Source organism: Pseudomonas auratipiscis (genome assembly GCF_036324085.1).
GTDB lineage: Bacteria > Pseudomonadota > Gammaproteobacteria > Pseudomonadales > Pseudomonadaceae > Aquipseudomonas > Aquipseudomonas auratipiscis.
This window is the reverse complement of sequence record NZ_JAZDCU010000002.1, coordinates 495224-516440: the sequence shown is the minus strand read 5'-3', so window position 1 is coordinate 516440 and position 21217 is coordinate 495224. Positions and strand designations below refer to the sequence as shown.

Below are 21217 nucleotides of genomic sequence, written 5' to 3'. Positions count from 1 at the left end.
GCGCGCATTCTACGCTTTCCTCAGAGTGTGTCAAGCGTTTATTTTGAAGTTTTTCAGAATTTCTCTTTCAACTTCAACCGCTTAACTCGCTGCGATCTCTCGTCAGCGGGAGGCGAATTCTACAGCGTTTCAATTCGCTGTCAACCACCTTTTTCACCGCTGCCGATCTTTCGATCGAAGCCCTTCCAGCACTACCTGAAACATCTAACTCATTGAATATCAAGGAGTTTTCAGTTCCGACTACGCCAGAAGTGGGGCGAATTATAGAGAGATCCGCAGGGGCGTCAAGGACTTATTACAACTTTGTTTCAGGAGGGGCGTTTTGGCTATAAGTAATAAGCTGCAAGCTACAAGCTAATGCGGACACACCGCGCGCCCTTGCAGCTTGCCCGCTTCAGACCACCCCAGCAGTACGCAAGCGCTCTATATCCGACGATGTCATCCCCAGAACATCACCCAATACCTGCTCTGTATGCTCGCCTAGTAGCGGCGGGGCATTGCGGTACTCCACTGGCGTCTCAGAAAGCCGAATAGGGCTCGCAACCTGCGGCACATGCCCAGCCAATGGGTGAGGCATCTCAATTGCCAACGCTCGCGCCTTGACCTGCGGATCGGCAAACATCTGCGCCAGATCATTAATCGGCCCACAAGGCACACTGGCCTTCTCGAGCTGCGACACCCATTCGGCGGTGGTCTTGAACACTGTTGCCTGGCGAATCAATGGGATCAACACTGCCCGATTCGCCACTCGCTGCTTATTAGTAGCGAAGCGTGGGTCATCCGCCCATTGCGGCTGACCAGCCACCTCAGCGAACTTGCGAAATTGCCCGTCATTGCCAACGGTAAGGATGAAGTCGCCATCAGACGTGGGGAACGCCTGGTATGGGACGATATTAGGGTGCGCATTACCAAGGCGACTAGGCGGTGTGCCTGTAGTCAGATAATTCATGGCCTGGTTGGCCAAGCAGGCCACCTGGACATCGAGCAATGCCATATCGATATGCTGGCCCCCACCATCATGATCACGATGGGCGAGGGCGGCCAGAACTGCCACAGTAGAATAAAGCCCGGTGAGGATGTCGGTCAGCGCAACGCCTACCTTTACCGGCCCCGCACCCTCTTCACCTTCCGGAAGGCCGGTGAGGCTCATCAATCCGCCAAGCCCCTGGATCATGAAGTCGTACCCAGCACGCTTGGCATACGGACCCGTCTGGCCAAAACCGGTAATAGAGCAATAGATCAACTGCGGGTTGATTACCCTCAGGCTTTCATAGTCGAGCCCATAAGCGGCCAGACCACCTACCTTGAAGTTCTCGATGACCACATCCGATTTTGCCGCAAGCTCACGCACCAAGCGCTGACCTTCCGGCTGGGTGAAGTCGATGGTCACCGAGCGCTTGTTACGGTTGGCCGACAAGTAGTAGGCCGCCTCGGTAGTGTTCTCACCGTAGGCGTCCTTAAGGAAGGGTGGCCCCCAGGCACGCGTGTCATCGCCGGTTCCCGGGCGCTCGACCTTGATAACTTCGGCCCCAAGGTCGGCGAGAATCTGCCCGGACCACGGCCCGGCCAGCACTCGCGACAAATCCAGTACCCGCAGATGAGATAGCGCGCCCATGGGCTGGCTCCTTATTAATAGAAGGACTGAATGCCGGTTTGGGCGCGACCCAGGATCAACGCGTGAACGTCATGGGTACCCTCATAGGTGTTGACCACTTCGAGGTTGACCAGATGACGGGCCACACCGAACTCGTCGGAGATGCCGTTCCCACCGAGCATGTCACGCGCCATGCGGGCAATTTCCAGGGACTTGCCGCAGGAGTTGCGCTTCATGATCGAAGTGATTTCGACTGCCGCAGTACCTTCATCTTTCATACGCCCGAGGCGCAAGCAGCCTTGCAGTGCCAAGGTGATCTCTGTCTGCATGTCCGCCAGCTTCTTCTGGATCAACTGGTTGGCAGCCAGGGGGCGGCCGAACTGCTTACGATCCAGGGTGTATTGGCGAGCGGTGTGCCAGCAGGCTTCAGCCGCACCCAACGCCCCCCAGGAAATGCCATAGCGAGCAGAGTTGAGGCAGGTGAAAGGACCTTTCAAGCCGCGCACATCAGGGAAGATGTTCTCTTCGGGTACGAACACATTGTCCATGACGATTTCGCCGGTGATCGACGCACGCAGACCCACCTTGCCGTGAATCGCTGGAGCGCTGAGGCCTTGCCAGCCTTTCTCCAGAACAAAGCCACGGATGTCGCCGGCGTCGTCCTTGGCCCACACCACGAACACATCAGCGATAGGGCTATTGGTAATCCACATTTTGCTGCCAGACAGGCGATAGCCACCGTCGACCTTTTTTGCCCGGGTAATCATTGAACCCGGATCGGAACCATGATCAGGCTCGGTCAGACCGAAACAGCCGATCCACTCACCACTGGCCAGCTTCGGCAGGTACTTCTGCTTCGTCGCTTCGGTACCGAACTCATTAATAGGCACCATCACCAGAGAGGACTGCACACTCATCATCGAACGATAGCCGGAGTCGATCCGCTCGACCTCACGGGCGATCAAACCGTAGCAGACATAGTTCAGGCCACTTCCACCGTACTGCTCAGGAATGGTCGCGCCAAGCAGACCGACCTCACCCATTTCACGGAAAATCGCAGGATCAGTCTGCTCATGCCGAAAAGCTTCCAGCACGCGCGGGGCCAGCTTGTCCTGGGCGAACTGATAAGCGCTGTCACGCACCATGCGCTCTTCTTCAGTGAGCTGTTGATCTAGCAACAGCGGGTCGATCCAGTTGAAGCTTGCTTTACCGGCCATGAGCGAATCCTCGAAATAGGGGACCAGAGTTGTTGTGGATTGATCCTAGGCCTGTTCGGGGCATGAGACAAACGAGGAATACGCATGGTCTTGTGATAATTTCTCACTCCGTAAAGGTAGAAAACCCCACCCTTACGACTTATTAGTGAGATTGACGTACATGCGACGAAAGATCCCCAGCACAGCGGCCTTGGTCTGCTTCGAGGCAGCCGCCCGCCACGAGAGCTTTACCAAGGCCTCCCAAGAGTTATCTCTTACCCAGGGCGCCGTTTGTCGGCAAATCGCCGGACTCGAAGAATTTCTCAACGTTGAACTGTTCCGTCGTTCGCGGCGCGGGGTGAAGCTCACAGAAGCTGGCCTCTCTTATAGCCGCAGGGTGGCCGCACAACTCGATGCCGTGGAGCGCGACACCTTGTCAGTAATGGGCCAACAGGGCGCGAACGTCATCGAGCTTGCCGTGGTTCCGACCTTTGGTACCCAATGGTTGCTGCCAAGGCTCAAGGACTTCCAGCGGCACCATCCAGAAGTCACCGTCAATCTGACAAACCGCACCCGGCCGTTCCTGTTCGCCGATACCCCCTTTGACGCAGCCATCTATTTCGGTGATGCCGATTGGTCGGGCACTCACTCTCATCGACTGATGAGCGAAAGCCCGGTACCGGTTTGCAGCCCGGGCTTGCTAGCTGGCGCCACACAACTGGATGCCGAGCAAATTGCTCGATTACCACTACTGCAGCAGACCACGCGCCCATACGCCTGGCGCCAATGGTTCAACAGCCTGGACCTGAACGTTAGCCGCGACATGACAGGGCCACGCTATGAGCTATTCTCGATGTTGGCTCAAGCGGCCATGCATGAGATGGGAATAGCCTTGATCCCGCCCTTTCTGATTCAGCGAGAACTGGCAGAAGGGCGCCTGGTGGTAGCCAATCGACACGGCTTGTCCAGCATCAAGGCGTATTACCTGATGATCCCCGAACGGAAGGTCGAATCCGCCTCGTTGCGCGCTTTCCGCGATTGGCTGGTAGCCGAATCTCAGCGCTACGCCGCAGAGCATAAGGCTAGCAGCAACAACCTGACCCCGTAGTCAGCAAAATCACAACCCTACAGATGTACGTAAATGTCGCAATTATCAAAACTGTACTAATCGTCGCGACATAGACCTTAACCCTAGTATCTATGCGGCATTCGCAGCATAAATCGCGTTTTGACCGAAGCAATCGGCAAATTCGGCGGAATTTTTTTAAAAATTACCGTAATCTCCCTGAAGCCCGTATTTGACGGGCTCCAGGCCTGTTCTTGCGACATTCAGTCACAGGGTGACTTGTAGTTTGAATACCGTCACCCTTCAAAACTGGTTGAAGCGACTCAGGAATCACCTGCAAAATGCCGCGCCCCGCCTGGATTCGGCGGGATCGTGCTGATCGGCCGCCCCAGACGCACCATCCGCAGTGCGCTGGTTTACCAACAAAAGATCACGCAGGAGATTTGACGTGCACATTGGTGTTCCTCTCGAAACGCAGACGGGCGAAACACGGGTTGCTGCAACCCCGGAAACCATCAAGAAACTGATTGGTCAGGGGCATCAGGTTACCGTCCAGAGTGGCGCCGGCATCAATGCCAGCGTTCCGGACAGTGCCTATGAAGCAGTAGGCGCTGCCATTGGCAGCGCAGCCGATGCGTTTGGCGCACAGCTTGTTTTGAAAGTTGTGGCTCCCGACGATAGCGAACTGGCCCAAATCAAGAGCGGCACCATCCTGGTGGGCATGCTCAATCCGTTCAACAACGACATGATCGCCAAGATGGCCGAGCGCGGTATTACCGCATTCGCGCTGGAAGCGGCTCCTCGCACATCGCGGGCACAAAGCCTTGACGTGCTGTCTTCGCAAGCCAACATTGCCGGTTACAAGGCTGTGTTGCTGGCTGCCCATCACTATCCACGCTTCATGCCGATGCTGATGACCGCTGCCGGTACCGTTAAGGCCGCTCGCGTGCTGATTCTCGGAGCAGGTGTTGCCGGGCTGCAGGCCATTGCCACGGCCAAGCGTCTGGGTGCAGTGATTGAAGCCTCGGACGTGCGTCCTGCGGTGAAAGAGCAGATCGAGTCGCTGGGTGCCAAGTTCATCGACGTGCCTTACGAGACCGACGAAGAACGTGAATGTGCTGTCGGTGTAGGTGGCTACGCCCGCCCAATGCCGGCAAGCTGGATGCAACGTCAGGCCCAGGCCGTGCATGAGCGCGCCAAACAGGCCGATATTGTTATCACCACCGCCCTTATTCCAGGACGCAAGGCGCCGACGCTGCTCAGCGCCGAGACGGTTGCACAGATGAAACCAGGCTCGGTGGTCATCGACCTGGCAGCGGCTCAAGGCGGCAACTGCCCATTGACTGTCGCTGACCAGGTGGTGGTAGAGCAGGGCGTAACCATCGTCGGCCCGACCAACCTGCCCGCGCAGGTGGGTGCCGATGCTTCGGCCCTCTATGCTCGTAACCTGCTGGACTTCATGAAGCTGCTGTTCGACAAGGACAGTCAGTTGGTGATCAACCTCGAAGACGATATCGTCGCCGCGTGCCTGATGTGCCGCGACGGCCAGATCATCCGCAAGAACGGATAAGGAGCCAGACAATGGAAGACATGCTGATCTCTCACGGCGTCTATAACCTGATCATTTTCGTTCTGGCGATCTATGTCGGTTATCACGTGGTATGGAACGTTACGCCTGCACTGCACACCCCCTTGATGGCGGTTACCAACGCCATCTCCGCCATCGTCATTGTCGGCGCCATGCTGGCCGCCGCCCTGACCGTTACGCCGCTGGGCAAAATCATGGGCACCCTGGCGGTGGCCCTGGCAGCGGTCAACGTATTCGGTGGTTTCCTGGTCACCCGGCGCATGCTGGAGATGTTCAAGAAGAAAGCCGCAAAGGCTGAGGGGAAGCAGTAAACATGAGCATGAACCTGGTAACACTTCTCTACCTTGTCGCCTCGATCTGCTTCATCCAGGCGCTCAAGGGCCTTTCGCATCCGACCACATCGCGACGCGGCAACTTTTTCGGCATGCTTGGCATGGCCTTGGCAGTCATCACCACTGTTGGGCTGATCTACAAACTGGGCGCTGAACTGGCCACTGCCGGTATTGGCTATGTGATTGTCGGCTTGCTGATTGGCGGTACTGCTGGCTCCATCATGGCCAAGCGCGTTGAAATGACCAAGATGCCTGAACTGGTCGCCTTCATGCACAGCATGATTGGTCTGGCTGCCGTGTTCATCGCCATCGCTGCAGTGATCGAGCCACAGTCGCTGGGCATCGTCTCCAGCATCAGCGACCCGATTCCTACCGGTAACCGCCTGGAGCTGTTCCTTGGTGCAGCGATCGGTGCAATCACCTTCTCCGGTTCGGTCATCGCCTTCGGCAAGCTCTCTGGTAAGTACAAGTTCCGCTTGTTCCAAGGCGCGCCTGTACAGTTCAGCGGCCAGCACCAATTGAACCTGGTGCTGGGCTTGGCAACTATCGGCCTGGGCCTGGTCTTTACCTTTACCGGCAGCTACAGCGCTTTTGCCCTGATGCTGATCCTGGCATTCATCATGGGTGTACTGATCATCATCCCGATCGGTGGCGCCGATATGCCAGTAGTGGTATCGATGCTCAACAGCTACTCGGGCTGGGCGGCGGCTGGTATCGGTTTCTCGCTGAACAACTCGATGCTGATCATTGCAGGCTCGCTGGTAGGCTCGTCGGGTGCCATTCTCTCGTACATCATGTGTAAGGCGATGAACCGTTCGTTCTTCAACGTGATCCTCGGTGGTTTCGGCGGCGCCACGGACAGCGCCGGCCCGGCTGGCTCGCAAGAGGCTCGTCCGGTCAAATCCGGGTCAGCCGATGACGCGACCTTCCTGCTGAGCAACGCCGACACCGTGATCATCGTTCCGGGCTATGGCCTGGCAGTAGCCCGTGCCCAGCACGCGCTCAAGGAGCTCACCGAGAAACTTACCCACAACGGCGTAACCGTTAAGTATGCGATTCACCCGGTAGCTGGACGTATGCCTGGCCATATGAACGTACTGCTGGCGGAAGCCGAAGTGCCCTACGACCAGGTGTTCGAGATGGAGGACATCAACTCCGAGTTCGGCCAGGCCGACGTGGTACTGGTACTGGGCGCCAACGACGTGGTCAACCCGGCAGCCAAGAACGATCCAAAGTCGCCGATCGCCGGGATGCCGATCCTCGAAGCCTTCAAGGCCAAGACCATCATCGTCAACAAGCGCTCCATGGCCAGTGGCTATGCCGGCCTAGATAACGAACTGTTCTACCTGGACAAAACCATGATGGTTTTCGGTGACGCGAAGAAGGTCATCGAAGACATGGTCAAAGCTGTCGATTAAGCTTTTTTCAGGCTGTGACAATTAGCCCCAGCGCGGTATCGGCTGGGGCTTTCTAATGCCCGGCCCACCGACAGAAGGCTTCAATTGGTAGCCCAGCATTCGACCATGGTCGCGGGACGCCGGGACACTAAATCTCTAGACTGCGCATCTAGCTTTAATAGCCTGAGATAACAATCCATGTACCGTGATCGTATCCGCTTGTCCTCCCTGCACAGCAAGGTTATGAGTGCGGCTGATGCCGCTGGCCTGATCGAGGACGGCATGACCGTCGGCATGAGCGGTTTTACCCGCGCCGGCGAAGCCAAGGCCGTGCCGCATGCACTGGCCGAGCGCGCCAAGCAATCTCCGCTGCAAATCAGCCTGATGACAGGCGCCAGCCTGGGCAACGACCTGGACAAAGAACTGACCGAAGCCGGCGTTCTTGCCCGTCGCATGCCTTTCCAGGTCGACAGCACACTGCGCAAGGCCATCAACGACGGCAAAGTCATGTTCATCGACCAGCACTTGTCCGAGACCGTGGAACAGCTGCGCAACCAGCAGCTGAAGCTGCCAGACATCGCGGTCATCGAAGCCGTTGCAATCACGGAGCAAGGCCACATTGTTCCGACCACGTCGGTGGGCAACTCCGCCAGCTTCGCCATTTTCGCCAAGCAGGTGATCGTCGAGATCAACATGGCCCATAACGCCAACCTGGAAGGCCTGCACGATATCTATATCCCGACTTACCGCCCGACCCGCACACCGATTCCGCTGGTCAAAGTCGATGATCGGATTGGTAGCACCGCCATACCGATCGACCCTGCAAAGATCGTCGGTATCGTCATCACCGAGCAACCAGACTCGCCGTCGACTGTACTGCCGGCAGATGCAGAAACCCAGGGCATCGCCGACCACCTGATCACCTTCCTCAAGCAGGAAGTTGAAGCAGGGCGCATGACCAACAAGCTGGGTCCATTGCAAGCGGGCATCGGCACCATTGCCAATGCGGTAATGTGCGGCTTGATCGACTCGCCTTTCGAAGACCTGACCATGTACTCCGAAGTACTCCAGGATTCGACTTTCGATCTGATCGATGCCGGCAAGCTCAGCTTTGCCTCGGGTAGCTCCATTACCCTGTCGAGCCGTCGCAATGCCGACGTTTTCGGTAATCTGGAGCGCTACAAGGACAAGCTGGTGCTGCGTCCTCAGGAAATTTCCAACCATCCGGAAGTGGTCCGTCGTCTCGGGATCATCGGCATCAACACTGCCCTTGAGTTCGACCTGTACGGTAACGTCAACTCCACTCACGTCTGCGGTACGCGGATGATGAACGGCATCGGTGGCTCGGGCGACTTCGCACGAAACGCACACTTGGCAATCTTCGTTACCAAGTCCATTGCCAAAGGTGGTGCGATTTCCAGCGTTGTGCCCATGGTCAGCCACGTGGACCACACCGAGCATGACGTCGACATCCTCGTCACTGAACAAGGTCTGGCCGACTTGCGCGGTTTGGCGCCCCGCGAGCGGGCGCGAGTGATCATCGACAACTGTGTGCACCCGGACTACCGCGAAGCCTTGAATGACTACTTCGCTCGGGCCTGCGAGCGCGGCGGTCATACGCCGCACATCCTGCGCGAAGCCCTGTCCTGGCACGAAAACCTGGAAGAAACCGGGCGTATGCTCGCCAGCTGAAGCTGACTGGTCACGGCCGGTGATGCGCAATGCTCACCGGCTGTACAGTTACAACCCATTAATATTCAAAAACTGTACTACTGTACCGGTACTTTCACCCCGAAAACCCCTCCCAACCGTCTTGATCGCGCGGAAAACGCACTACTTTAGTGCCGACCAGTACAGTTGCGTCTGTTTAGAGTGCAACAGTGCTATAAAACAGTTAACTGGACCATCACAATGCAATCGAACTGTATCTACTGTTATGGACGACAGAGGAGGATCATGGGCACCAGTTAAATCACTACCTAATGCCGCCACAAGCGGAAGGATGACATCATGGAACGTACCCTCAGTTCCGATCTGGTTTTCGAACGTAACAACGAACAATCCAAAGCTGCGCTGCCACTGCGCCTGTTGGCCAACCTGATGCTTTGGCAACGCCGCATCGCCAGCCGCCACCAGTTGGCTCGCCTGGACTCGCGCCTGCTGGCCGACGCTGGTATCAGCGAAGCACAACGCTACGAAGAGCTGAGCAAGCCGTTCTGGCGTTGATGCAGGGCTCGCCGGCCCACAGTCGGCGCCCTCGAATTCTAAAACCCGTCGCAGGTTACTGCCGACGGGTTTTTTCATTCTAAAGCCGCAGAATAGAGCCTTCTACATCAGAACAAGTACAGTTTACTTATTTTAGTAAACGACAGGTACAGTTGATAAACTTCCTGTTTACCCTGTCCAACTCGCAGTTGCTCATCGCGTGATACGCTTACAGCACCCAGTCTGGGAAATAAGTAGCCCTTCCGACTGAGCGTGCGTCTGACACAACGAACCCGTCTTAAACCAGGAGATTGACCATGTTCCGTACAAGCTTGTTTGGCGCCGCGCTGGTACTTGCTCTGGCTTCCACAGCCAACGCCACCAGCTTCGTTGTCACCACCGATGCCGTTGTTGGTGCTGTTGCAGCCTCCACTGACGCCACTTCGGACGTATCGTCTTCGTTCCGAGACGACAAAATCGTTCGCGCTGCCCGTGACGATGCCGCCAGCTTCGTAGCCAGCCATGGCGAAATCCGCGGCGTTAAGCTGGAAAGTGCATTTGCCCACATTCGCCAGCAGGCCCCAACCCTGCAAGCAAGCGATGCACAATTGGCCCAGGCAATCCTGGCGCTGTGAAATCGCCTGCCCCCCGGCTCAGTCATGTAACAACATGCAACGAAGCCGGGGCCCCTGCGCTGGCCCTGACCAGCGCATTGGGATAGCCTTTGCCGCTTGATCCACCAAGCCCAACGAGACTCATGCGTTATCTGTCATTTCTGTTGTTTGTGCTCTGCTGGACGAGTACAGCCCACGCGCTGGACCTCACTACCAACAATCTTGTCGTCAGCGGTTATGTCACCAGCAAGGTGACCTCGGCGCCCTTCGATCGCAAATTGCTAGTGGACGCGCAAGATGATGCCGCCGCATTTGTTGCCAGCGAAGGCCAGATACACGGCGCTCGACTGCAGGCGGCTTTTGAGCGGCTACGCCTTGCAGACCTCGAACTTCCTGCCGACGACCTTGAACTGGCGCAGGCAATTCTCGTCCAATAAGTAACCCTATTTTTCGGAGATGCTCCATGCGTAACCCGCTGATTGCCGCCACCCTTGGCCTTATGTTGCTGGCCGATGTGGCCCAGGCACAAACCCTGGTGGCCACCAGCAATATCATCGTTCGTGCATTCGGCCGCTCGATCGACTTCACCTCTGATACAACCACCTCGATCCGTGACTCCAAGGTCGTGCGTGAAGCCCGAGATGACGCCGCCAGTTATGTCGCCAGCAACGGCGAGATCCGCGGCGCCCAACTGGAAGCCGCCTTTGACACCCTGCGCCAACGCGTGCCTGATGCACGCCAGGCGAGCGACCAGGATCTGGCTGAAGCCATTCTCGCTCTGTGAAAACCCTGCGCGCCTGGTTGCTCGGTAGCCTGCTAACGCTACTCACTAGCCCTGTTCTGGCTGATCTACAGCTGCACCTGCAGCCTGAGGGCCTGGAGCCTGCGCAGCAGCGAGCAAGCCAGGCGTTGCTGGATGAAGCGTTACAAGCCTTGCCGCCCAGTTTCAAGGCACGCCTGGATCGTCGCATCCAGGTCAGTTGGAGTGCGAAAATGCCTGAGGATGCCTATGGCCAGGCATCACTGGTTTCCACGCTTGAGCTCAATAGCCGACTTCTACCGAGCCTCACCGACGGCAGCGCAGCTACCAGCAAAACCGGGCGCGCGCATGGCACTGTGCGCCAAGAGCTGCTCGCCACAGTGCTCCACGAGCTGACGCACATTTATGACCGTGCGCGCCTGTGGCAGGGCCGTGAGCGGCATCTCATCATTCAATGCACGCGGCACGTGAGTAGCCAGGGCAAAGTCGGCCTGCCCGAGGAATGTCGCGGCCAGGCTGAGCGTCGCTTCACACTCAGCGACGACCCACGCCTACTCGACCTGGCCGGCTGGCCGCAATATGTAGGCCGGCGAGGGGAGAGGGAGCAACACAACCGCCAAGTCGCACGCAGCCCTGACGACTACGAACTGAGCAGTCCGAAGGAGTTCATCGCGGTCAACATGGAGTACTTCCTTCTTGACCCGAGTTTCGCCTGTCGACGCCCAGCGCTGCACACCTATCTCAAAACACATTTCGACTGGGCGCCGGAGCATCCGGCGTGCGCACAGGCGCTGCCATTTCTCAATGCCGGTAATGATTTTGCCAAAGCGCCTCTGGGCGAAATCGATCCAGAGCGCGTGTACGCCGTGGATTACCTGCTGGCTGAAGCCAACCAGAACTGGGTCAGTCGCTGGGGGCACAGCATGCTACGCCTGGTCATCTGTGCTCCGGGACGCCCGCGTGGCCCTGATTGCCGGCTGGATCTTGACCAGCACTTGGTGCTGTCGTACCGCGCCTTCGTCAATGATGTGCAATTGTCCAGCTGGGATGGCCTGACAGGTGCGTACCCTTCGCGCCTGTTCGTATTGCCCCTGGCTCAGGTCATTGATGAATACACCAAAACCGAGCTGCGCAGCCTGGCCTCAATTCCTCTGAAATTCGACCGCAATGAGCTGGAAAGCCTGGTTCGCCAAGCGGCGGAGATGCACTGGAGCTACGATGGCAACTACTACTTCCTGTCCAACAACTGCGCAGTGGAAACCCTGAAGTTGCTGCGTAGCGGCACCGCCAACCCGCGCCTTTCAGACCTGGACAGCATCGTGCCCAATGGTTTGCTGGAAGTTTTGCAAGGACGCGGGCTGGCCGATGTCAGCGTCCTCGATGATCCACGCGAGGCTTTGCGCCTAGGATATCGCTTCGACTCCTACCGCGACCGTTATCAGGCCATGTTCCTGGTACTGAAGCAGCACTTGCCCATCCCCCAGGACAGCGTCGAAGGCTGGCTGGAACAATCAGCCGAACAACGCAGGCAATGGTTCGCCAAGGCTGACCTGCGCACCAGCGCAGCACTGCTCCTGCTGGAACAGGCAAGCCTGCGCAAGCAGTTGCTGCTGGCTCAGGATGAAGTCAAGCAACGTTACCTGACCGGGCGCGCCGAGAACGATGCCAGCGTCAGCAAGGCCAATGGCACGCTGCAGCAGATTCTCGCCAACAGTGGATTTCTCAGCCGGCCCGCGGAGCTCTTGGGAAGTAGTGGCTACGGATTACCGCAAGCAAGTGAACGCAAGCAACTGATCAGCGAGTCCAGCCAACGGCAAAAGCAGTTGCAATCACTCAGTGCCGAACTGGACAAAGAAGTACGTGCGCTTCTTGGCCCAGCCCGGGCCGCAGAAATTGCCGCAGTCGAAGCGAACATCAAGCAGGTTGGAGAGCACCTGCGTGCTCTGCACAAAGCCGCCGGAGGGTTGCAGCTACCCTGAGGGCTCCAGCCTAGAGTGTTTCCTCTGGCTCGCCTGGTAAATGCTCATCCAACCGCAGCCAGGCTAGGCGACTGCTGGTCCAGATATGCCGGTTGGGCCGGGCTAGTTCAGGCTGGTCCAGGGTAGCGATTGTGATATCGATTGTTTCCGGACTCAGATCCGTGCTCAGCGCCACATGAGCACCGCACCGGCTGCAGAAATACCGCACGCAGCTAGGTGAGGAGTCATAGCACTGCGGCGAGCCGTTCAACCACTGGAAGTCCGCGCAGGGCAGGGTTGCCCAGGTCACCAGCAACCCACCGCTCACCCGTCGACACACCGAGCAATGGCAGTGTGCAACATCGGTTAGTGGACCCCGAACCTGGTAGCGCAGGGCCCCGCAATGACAGCCACCTTCATGCACATCGCGCATGGCAATTCTCTCTCCCGTCCGTCTATCGCCAACAATGCACCTCTCGTCGTCTTTGAGCCAGCGAAAGCTGGCTGAAAGCTTGCCGACTTAGGATTGCCTCCACCACCGGCACAGACCGGCCAGCCAGGGCACCTGACTTCCAGTACAGCGTCCGGCCCAATTAACAACAACAATGGTGATTCTGATGTCTGCTTACAACCGCCACCCCGCCGTATTTCCCCCGCTACTCCACGCACTGCGCCTCGCGCGCTGATCCGCCCGACCCGTTCCCTATTCGACGCGATACGCCTGGAGTACTCCCATGCTGACCTTCCTCGGCTTTGCCATGGTCATCACCTTCATGTACCTGATCATGACCAAGCGCCTGTCGGCCTTGATTGCCCTCATTCTGGTACCGATCCTGTTCGCCTTGTTCGGCGGTTTCTCGGGCGATATCGGCCCAATGATGCTGCAAGGTATTACCAAGCTTGCCCCTACCGGGGTGATGCTGATGTTCGCCATTCTGTATTTCGGACTGATGATTGACTCCGGGTTGTTTGACCCGGCAGTGCGTAAGATCCTCAAAATGGTCAAAGGTGACCCGCTGAAGGTCTCGGTAGGCACCGCGGTGCTGGCACTGGTTGTGTCGCTGGATGGCGATGGCGCCACCACCTACATGATCTGCGTGGCCGCCATGCTGCCGCTGTACAGCCGCCTGGGCATGAGTCCTCGAATTATGGCTGGTTTGATCATCCTCGCCGGAGGGGTGATGAACATGACCCCCTGGGGGGGGCCGACCGCCCGCGCCGCCAGCGCCCTGCATGTCGACCCGTCGGATATTTTCGTGCCGATGATTCCGGCCATGCTCTTCGGCGTGGTCGCCATCCTGGCGATTGCTTATATGTACGGTAAACGTGAGCGTGCACGCCTCGGTGAACTGCACCTTCCAGGCGATGAAATCGATCACAGTGAGATCAGTGTTTCGCAGTTCCCGGACGCCCGTCGACCCAAAATGATCTGGTTCAATGGCGCACTGACCGCGGCATTGATGGTGACGCTGGTAGCGGGTCTGTTGCCGCTTCCCGTGTTGTTCATGGTGGCCTTCAGTATCGCCATGATCGCCAACTACCCTTGCCTGCAGATGCAGAAGGATCGGGTCGCTGCACACTCCGGCAGTGTGCTGGCTGTGGTCGGGTTGATCTTCGCCGCGGGTATCTTCACCGGCATTCTCTCCGGTACCGGCATGGTCGAAGCCATGTCCAAGAGCTTGCTGGCAGTAATTCCAGACGCGCTGGGCCCCTACCTAGCGGTGATTACAGCAATTGTCAGTATGCCGTTCACGTTCTTCATGTCCAACGACGCCTTCTATTACGGCGTGCTGCCAGTACTGGCAGAAGCAGCCAGCCACTACGGCATCTCGCCTGTGGAAATGGCTCGCGCGTCGATCGTCGGCCAACCGGTACACTTGCTCAGTCCGCTGGTACCCTCTACTTATCTGTTGGTGGCTCTGGCCGGAATCGAGTTCGGCGATCATCAGCGCTTCACCTTGAAGTGGGCAGTGCTGGTCTGCCTGTGCATAATGCTCGCCGCGCTGCTTCTGGGAACATTCCCACTGTTCAGCAGCCTATAAACCATAGACTTACCCAACCGTAGCGGCGCCTTTGCCCGGGCGCCCTGCATCAATCGCTCGAAGGAATACACATGGAATGGCTGACCAGCCCAGAAATCTGGGTTGCCTTTTTTACCTTGACGGCTCTTGAGATCGTTCTCGGCATCGACAACATCATCATGATCTCGATCCTGGTCAGCCGCATGCCCAAGCATATGCAGCAGCGCACCCGGATTTTCGGCCTGGCCTTGGCAATGGTCACGCGCATCCTTCTGCTGTTGTCGATCACCTGGGTAATGCGCCTCACCGCCGACCTGTTCGTGGTCATGGGCCACGGTATTTCCGGTCGCGACCTGATTCTGTTCTTTGGTGGCCTATTCCTGCTGTGGAAAAGCTCCCAGGAGATCTACCACGGCCTGGAAGGCGAGGATGAGACCCACGACGAACCTTCCGGCAAAGGCGGCAAGTTCCTCTATACAATCATTCAGATCGCGATCATCGACATCGTCTTCTCCCTGGACTCGGTGATCACTGCTGTGGGCATGGTCTCGCACGTTCCGGTGATGATCGCCGCAATTGTCGTAGCGGTGTTGGTAATGATGCTGTGCGCCGGCGCTATCAGTAACTTCATCGACAAGCACCCTTCCTTGAAAATGCTCGCCCTGTCGTTCCTGATTGTGGTCGGTACGGTGCTGATCGCCGAAGCCTTCGAAGTGCATGTACCGAAAGGCTACGTATACTTCGCCATGGCTTTCTCTCTGGCAGTCGAAGCCGTCAACATCAAGATGCGTTCGGCCATGGCTCGGAAGAAAAACCAGGAGCAAGGCGACCCGGTGAAACTTCGCAAGGATATTCCAGGTCAGTAAACCTGGGGTGTTTTGATCAAAGGGCCTGCGGGCCCTTTTTTCATTTGTTTTCATGACGCTTTTGTTTCAAAGCCTGTGCAGGCTATGCGATGCTGGCGTCAGACCGTCGGACCGACTAAAGCTTAAGTGAGCACTGGTAAAAACCGCCTGCGATCAGGCCGGGCTCACGGCTCTATCCATTTTGCCCCACTGGGGCACGCTCAACAGGGGGCCTGTTAAATGCTGACCCTGCTCAATCTGCTTTCCGCTGTAGCGCTGTTGATCTGGGGCACGCACATTGTGCGGACTGGAATCCTGCGGGTGTACGGCTCCAACCTGCGACGCGTTCTGAGCCAGAACATGTCCAAGCGGCCGCTGGCGTTCGTTGCCGGCATTCTGGTTACCGCCATGGTCCAGAGCAGCAATGCCACGGCGATGCTAGTGACCTCCTTTGTGGGGCAAGGATTGATGACCTTGACCCCGGCGCTGGCGATCATGCTCGGCGCCGATGTCGGTACAGCGCTGATGGCGCGGGTGCTGACCTTTGACTTGTCATGGCTGTCACCGCTACTGATTTTCCTCGGGGTGATCTTTTTTCTGTCCCGCAAGCAAACCCGTGCCGGACAACTAGGTCGCGTCGGTATTGGCCTGGGCCTGATCATCCTCGCCCTGCAACTGATCGTCGAGGCTGCCGCGCCCATTACCCAGGCTCAGGGCGTAAAGGTACTGTTCGCTTCACTGACCGGTGACATTCTTCTCGACGCTTTGGTCGGTGCCCTGTTTGCACTTGTTTCCTACTCAAGTCTGGCCGCTGTGCTCCTTACCGCGACCCTGGCTGGCGCTGAACTGATCAGCCTTCCGGTTGCCATCGGCCTGGTGATTGGCGCCAACATCGGCAGTGGTTTGTTGGCATTCCTCAGTACCAGCATGCAGAACGCAGCCGGACGGCAAGTGGCCTTGGGCAGTTTGTTGTACAAGTTGATCGGCCTGATTCTGATCATCCCGGTACTTGATCCACTGGTGCACTGGATGGATACGCTGAACTTCAGCGCCCAAGAGCTAGTGATTGGCTTCCACCTCCTCTACAACAGCCTGCGTTGCCTGATCATGCTACCAACGGTCACCCCCATGGGACGACTCTGCAGTTGGTTATTGCCGGAGCGGGCAGAGACCAATGGTCGGGCCAAGCCGCGCCATCTCGATCCCGCTGCACTGGGAACCCCCAGCCTGGCCCTGGCCAACGCTGTGCGTGAAACCCTGCGCGTGGGTGATTTGATCGATAACATGCTTGATGCCATGCAGGGCGTACTGCTGGGTACTCACACAGCAATGACTCAACAAGTGCGCGGCTTGGCTGAAGACGTCGAAGCCCTCAACAATGCGATCAAACTGTACCTGGCGCAGATGCCCCGAGAGGACCTCAGCGATCAGGACAGCAAGCGCTGGGCAGAAATCATCGAACTGGCAATCAACCTCAAGCTGGCCAGCGACCTGATCGAACGAATGCTGCGCAAGGTACAGCAGCAGAAAACTTCCCAGCGCCGGGAATTCTCCGACGTCGGCCTGGAAGAGTTGACCGGGCTGCATAGCCAATTACTGGCCAACCTGCGCTTGGGGCTGTCGGTATTTCTCAGCGCCGACCCGGAGAGTGCTCGGCAACTGTTGCGGGAGAAACGCCGCTTCAGAGCACAAGAGCGACGCCTGGCCCACGCCCATGTAAGCCGACTGCAACGTAAAGTGCTGCAAAGTATCGAAACCAGCGCCTTGCACCTGGAACTGATTGCCGATATGAAACGATTGAACTCCTTGTTCTGCAGCAGTGCCTATGTGGTATTGGGTGGATCCGATACCGGCGGTCTACTGCTAGACAGCGTGCCTGATGATGCCCACTCACCTTGACCCTCACCTAGAACGCCCGCAAGGAAGCTCACCATGCGTTGCCTGATTTTCCTGTGCCTGCTATTAGGCGCCTTGCCCAGCTTTGCCCTCGACCGCTCGCAGGTCGAAGGCTACTTGCTGCCCAATGGCCTGCAGGTGTTGCTTAAATCGGGATATGAACGCAACCATGTGTCGATCCGCCTGGTTGTGGGAGTCGGCTTTGACGACTTTCCCTGCGAACAGCAAGAACTACCGCATCTGCTCGAGCACCTGCTGTTCAGTGGCCTGGACAACACGGGTGAAGGCGGCTTGGAAGCCCGCATGCAGGCTTTGGGCGGTGAGTGGAACGCTTATACCAGCAGTGCTGACACCACCTTCGTTATCGAAGCACCTGCGCGCAACCAACGTAAAGTGCTCGACCTGCTACTTGCAGTGATCAAGGACACCGAGATCGATGAGAAATCCCTGGCGCTGTCGAAAAAGATCGTAGAGCGCGAAGACGGTGGACACTATTCTCACCTGCAGCGCTGGCTGGATCGCCAGGATCTGGGCCACCGCGCAAGCGATCAACTCGCGGTGGAGCTGGGGCTCAAATGTGCAGAGCGCTCAGCCGTTGCTGACATGACGCTGGAACAAGTCAATGACGTCCGCCAGCACTGGTACGCCGCTAACAATATGAGCCTGATCATAGTCGGCGGCCTGGATCGCTTGCTGCCGGCCTATCTGGAACGGACCTACGGCGAACTCGACCCGGCTGAGCCTGGCGAGCGTCGAGCCCTTGACGGAGTTGTTCACAAAGCTGAAGCACGCCGCGAGCTGACCCGTGGCTGGCTCGGCGACAGCGCCCGCCTGCACTGGATGTTCCTGGAGCCGGTGCTGGACAACGATCACGGCCAGACTTACGACTTGTTGCAGCGCTACCTGGACTGGACGCTCTACGAAGAATTGCGCCTCAAGCACGGGCTGTCATACGGGCCGTTCAGTCAACGAGAAAGCTTTGGCGACACGGGAATAATGAGCCTCAATGCCGACCTGGATCGAGCCGACATCAAGGAGGCCGAGCAAGCGTTGGGCGACATGCTTGAGGGCTTGCGCAAGGACGGCCTGGATCCGGCGACCTTTGAACGCGTCAAGCAAGCCGCAATTGACCGCGAGGCCTGGACCACACAAGGTAACGCAGCGCTGGCCGATTACTATTGGGGGGCGCTCAACGATTACCTTGACGGACGCTTTGCCGATCCTGTGCGCTCAATGCGCCGGGTCAGCCTGGAAGACGCTAACAAGGCCTTGCGCCAGCTACTGGCCGAGCCTGGCTATGTGCGTGTTGAGCAACCCATGTTCAGTTATGACGAGTTGTACGGGCTGATTGCTCTTGGACTGGGTGTAATACTCGCTGGCGGCCTGATTCTGGGGCGGCGACGGCTCCCCTGACTTCATCGCCGCCGTGGCCGGAAAATGCCGGCCTTGGCTGGCGATAGAGACCCGCCTGAAACACAAACAGGAGTATCCTGTGCAGGTTTAAACCCAACCCCTGCGAACACCTTCATGCCTCTCTATCTTCAGCGCTTGATCGAATTGATCAAGCGCTACCCCGGCGTCATCGCTCTCGGCGGCTTTATCTCCGGTATTGCCAGTTTCATTCTGGTCGACCGTCAGGAAAGTCTGGCCAGCTGGATCGCCATCGTGATGCTGATCAGTTGGATATGGCTGATGATGGAAAACACCTTTACCAAGGTGTTCGCCAAGGTGTTCAAGCGCGAGATACCGCAGCCGTTGCTGCGCTATGCCACACAGATGATCCACCAGGAAAGTCTGTTCTTCGTCTTGCCGTTCTTTTTCGTCACCACCACCTGGAACAGTGGTCAGCTCGTGTTTACCGGGTTGCTCGGCGCCGCAGGACTGATATCGATCGTCGACCCTCTCTATTACAAATGGCTGGCGCCACGACGCTGGCTGTTCCTCGCACTGCACACCCTGACCTTGTTCGCGGCGCTACTCACTGCGCTACCGATCATTCTGCATCTGACCACCTCGCAAAGCTTCAAGCTGGCGCTGGTGATTGCCATGCTGCTTTCCTTCCCAAGCCTGGCCAGCAGCTTCCCCATCAACCACTGGCGACGCGGCGTAATGCTGGTGGTCATAACGCTTGCCGTAGGCGCCAGCGGCTGGATGATGCGCTCCTGGGTGCCGCCGGCAACCTTATGGATGACCGAAGTAGCTGTCAGTACCCAACTGGAAAACCGCACGCCCGGGAACAGTTTGAGTGAGGTAACAGCCAGCCAGATCCGCGCAGGGCTATACGCATTCACGTCCATCAATGCTCCGCGCGGGCTGAACGAGCGGATTTATCACGTCTGGCAATTCGACGGTAAAGAAGTCGACCGTATTGCCCTGGACATCCATGGCGGTCGTAAAGAAGGCTACCGCGCCTGGACGCACAAGCAGAACTTCCCCGCCAATCCAGTGGGACGATGGCAGGTGAGGGTACTGACCGAAGATGGTCAGGTCATCGGTGTTCTGCGCTTCAGTGTGGTTGACGATGGTCAAGCACCCAAAGGCGAGTAACGCTATGCTCTGAGGTTGCGATACGTCAGTCGGAATGCATGGAGCCTATGACTACACAAGCCAGCGCAACTCTGGACACCTCGAGCAGTCCGCCGTGCCTAAGGATTGCCGGTGACTGGACACTGGCCAATTACGCCAGCCTCAAGCGCACCAGCGATGATCTGATCGGCCACTATGACCAGAGCACCGAGGTCGACCTCCAACAGCTTGGTCGCCTGGATACCGCGGGCGCGTCTCTGTTGGTAGAGCTGCTCGGGGCCGACCGGCTGTCGCGGCTGACCGCAACGGCACAATTGCCCGACGCCAGCCGCGCGCTGCTGCAGACTGTGTACTGCTCGGTGCAAGACTTTTGCATCCCGCAGAAACAGCCGGAACAGTCGATACTGATCCAGCTGCTCAGCCGCATCGGCTGCGCAATCGATACCCTTTGGCAGGACACCCTGCAAGTGCTGGGCTTTGTCGGCTTGATTCTGCAGACCCTGGTATCGCGCCTGTTTCAGCCTCGGCGTTGGCGGGTCACCGCGGTGGTAGCGCACATCGAGCAAACCGGTCTGGACGCTGCACCCATCGTTGCCTTGCTGACTTTTCTGGTTGGCGCCGTCGTGGCCTTCCTCGGTGCCACAGTATTGGCCGGATTTGGCGCCAGCATCTTCACTGTGGACCTGGTTGCATTCTCCTTCCTGCGTGAATTCGGCGTCCTACTGACAGCAATTCTTATGGCTGGCCGAACCGCCAGTGCGTTTACTGCGCAGATCGGTTCAATGAAGGCCAATGAGGAAATTGATGCCATTCGCACCCTGGGCCTGGATCCGGTCGAACTGCTCGTCGTGCCCCGAGTGCTGGCACTCCTGATTGCTTTACCACTGCTTACCTTCCTCGCCATGCTCTGCGGCATGGTTGGCGGCGCGGTGGTGTGTGCGCTGTCGCTGGACATTTCCCCGGCCATGTTCCTGTCATTGCTGCAAAGCGACATTGGTGTCCAGCATTTCCTGGTCGGCCTCGCCAAGGCGCCATTCTTTGCCTTCCTGATCGCGTCCATTGGCTGCCTGGAAGGCTTCAAGGTCAGCGGCAGCGCCGAGTCGGTAGGCGCTCACACCACCTCCAGTGTGGTGCAGTCGATTTTCGTGGTGATCGTTCTGGATGCAGTGGCTGCGCTGTTCTTCATGGAGATGGGCTGGTGAGTCAGACAACCCCCAAT

At 57.8% G+C, this 21217-nt stretch carries 19 protein-coding genes; 16 read left to right on the top strand and 3 right to left on the bottom strand.

The features are described from left to right. Window positions 1-394: 394 nt before the first annotated feature. Window positions 395-1615 (bottom strand): CaiB/BaiF CoA transferase family protein, encoded by a 1221-nt coding sequence (locus V0R60_RS04850; RefSeq protein WP_136473929.1) that lies wholly within the window; start codon window positions 1613-1615, stop codon window positions 395-397. 14 nt (window positions 1616-1629) lie between these two features. Further along, a complete protein-coding gene (locus tag V0R60_RS04845) occupies window positions 1630-2811 on the bottom strand; it encodes an acyl-CoA dehydrogenase (protein ID WP_136473928.1) in 1182 nt (393 codons plus the stop codon). Window positions 2812-2971: 160 nt separating this feature from the next. Here V0R60_RS04845 and V0R60_RS04840 point away from each other — a divergent pair, with 160 nt between their 5' ends. From V0R60_RS04840 to V0R60_RS04795, 10 genes are all read left to right on the top strand, one after another. Then, window positions 2972-3898, top strand: coding sequence for a LysR family transcriptional regulator (locus V0R60_RS04840; protein ID WP_330078756.1), 927 nt, complete (start codon window positions 2972-2974; stop codon window positions 3896-3898). 406 nt (window positions 3899-4304) lie between these two features. Beyond that, window positions 4305-5426, top strand: coding sequence for a Re/Si-specific NAD(P)(+) transhydrogenase subunit alpha (locus V0R60_RS04835; protein WP_136473926.1), 1122 nt, complete (start codon window positions 4305-4307; stop codon window positions 5424-5426). A gap of 11 nt (window positions 5427-5437) precedes the next feature. Beyond that, the gene (locus V0R60_RS04830; RefSeq protein ID WP_107024308.1) at window positions 5438-5755 is read left to right on the top strand and encodes an NAD(P) transhydrogenase subunit alpha; all 318 of its coding nucleotides are present in this window, start codon (window positions 5438-5440) and stop codon (window positions 5753-5755) included. Window positions 5756-5757: 2 nt separating this feature from the next. Continuing rightward, window positions 5758-7194 carry an NAD(P)(+) transhydrogenase (Re/Si-specific) subunit beta gene (locus tag V0R60_RS04825; RefSeq protein ID WP_330078757.1) on the top strand — a complete coding sequence of 479 codons (1437 nt, stop codon included), beginning with the start codon at window positions 5758-5760 and terminating at the stop codon, window positions 7192-7194. Window positions 7195-7371: 177 nt separating this feature from the next. Further along, window positions 7372-8865, top strand: a complete 1494-nt coding sequence (locus V0R60_RS04820) for an acetyl-CoA hydrolase/transferase family protein (protein WP_136473924.1) — start codon at window positions 7372-7374, stop codon at window positions 8863-8865. Window positions 8866-9183: 318 nt separating this feature from the next. Continuing rightward, window positions 9184-9399, top strand: a complete 216-nt coding sequence (locus tag V0R60_RS04815) for a DUF1127 domain-containing protein (protein ID WP_136473923.1) — start codon at window positions 9184-9186, stop codon at window positions 9397-9399. A 296-nt stretch (window positions 9400-9695) separates the two neighbouring features. Continuing rightward, window positions 9696-10013 (top strand): DUF2388 domain-containing protein, encoded by a 318-nt coding sequence (locus tag V0R60_RS04810; protein WP_136473922.1) that lies wholly within the window; start codon window positions 9696-9698, stop codon window positions 10011-10013. Between the two features lie 122 nt (window positions 10014-10135). Further along, entirely contained in the window at window positions 10136-10429 is a 294-nt protein-coding gene (locus V0R60_RS04805; protein ID WP_136473921.1) for a DUF2388 domain-containing protein, read from the top strand. A gap of 26 nt (window positions 10430-10455) precedes the next feature. Then, on the top strand, window positions 10456-10776 hold the full coding sequence (locus V0R60_RS04800) for a DUF2388 domain-containing protein (protein ID WP_136473920.1): 321 nt from the start codon (window positions 10456-10458) through the stop codon (window positions 10774-10776). Further along, on the top strand, window positions 10773-12731 hold the full coding sequence (locus V0R60_RS04795) for a DUF7844 domain-containing protein (RefSeq protein WP_330078758.1): 1959 nt from the start codon (window positions 10773-10775) through the stop codon (window positions 12729-12731). Before V0R60_RS04800 ends, V0R60_RS04795 begins: the two co-directional genes overlap by 4 nt. 10 nt (window positions 12732-12741) lie before the next feature. On the opposite strand, the gene V0R60_RS04790 is transcribed toward V0R60_RS04795, so the two are convergent. Next, window positions 12742-13143: a GFA family protein gene (locus V0R60_RS04790; protein ID WP_330078759.1), complete on the bottom strand. Its 402-nt coding sequence runs from the start codon at window positions 13141-13143 to the stop codon at window positions 12742-12744. 301 nt (window positions 13144-13444) lie between these two features. On the opposite strand from V0R60_RS04790, the gene V0R60_RS04785 reads away from it, so the two are divergent. From V0R60_RS04785 to V0R60_RS04760, 6 genes are all read left to right on the top strand, one after another. Continuing rightward, the gene (locus V0R60_RS04785; RefSeq protein ID WP_136473917.1) at window positions 13445-14752 is read left to right on the top strand and encodes a CitMHS family transporter; all 1308 of its coding nucleotides are present in this window, start codon (window positions 13445-13447) and stop codon (window positions 14750-14752) included. 71 nt (window positions 14753-14823) lie between these two features. Then, window positions 14824-15597, top strand: a complete 774-nt coding sequence (locus tag V0R60_RS04780; protein WP_330078760.1) for a TerC family protein — start codon at window positions 14824-14826, stop codon at window positions 15595-15597. A 219-nt stretch (window positions 15598-15816) separates the two neighbouring features. Continuing rightward, window positions 15817-17475, top strand: coding sequence for a Na/Pi cotransporter family protein (locus V0R60_RS04775; RefSeq protein WP_136473915.1), 1659 nt, complete (start codon window positions 15817-15819; stop codon window positions 17473-17475). 33 nt (window positions 17476-17508) lie between these two features. Further along, the gene (locus V0R60_RS04770) at window positions 17509-18885 is read left to right on the top strand and encodes a M16 family metallopeptidase (RefSeq protein ID WP_136473914.1); all 1377 of its coding nucleotides are present in this window, start codon (window positions 17509-17511) and stop codon (window positions 18883-18885) included. Window positions 18886-18999: 114 nt separating this feature from the next. Continuing rightward, window positions 19000-20019: a DUF5924 family protein gene (locus V0R60_RS04765; protein ID WP_136473913.1), complete on the top strand. Its 1020-nt coding sequence runs from the start codon at window positions 19000-19002 to the stop codon at window positions 20017-20019. Window positions 20020-20057: 38 nt separating this feature from the next. Then, a complete protein-coding gene (locus V0R60_RS04760) occupies window positions 20058-21200 on the top strand; it encodes an ABC transporter permease (RefSeq protein WP_330078761.1) in 1143 nt (380 codons plus the stop codon). Window positions 21201-21217 lie beyond the last annotated feature (17 nt).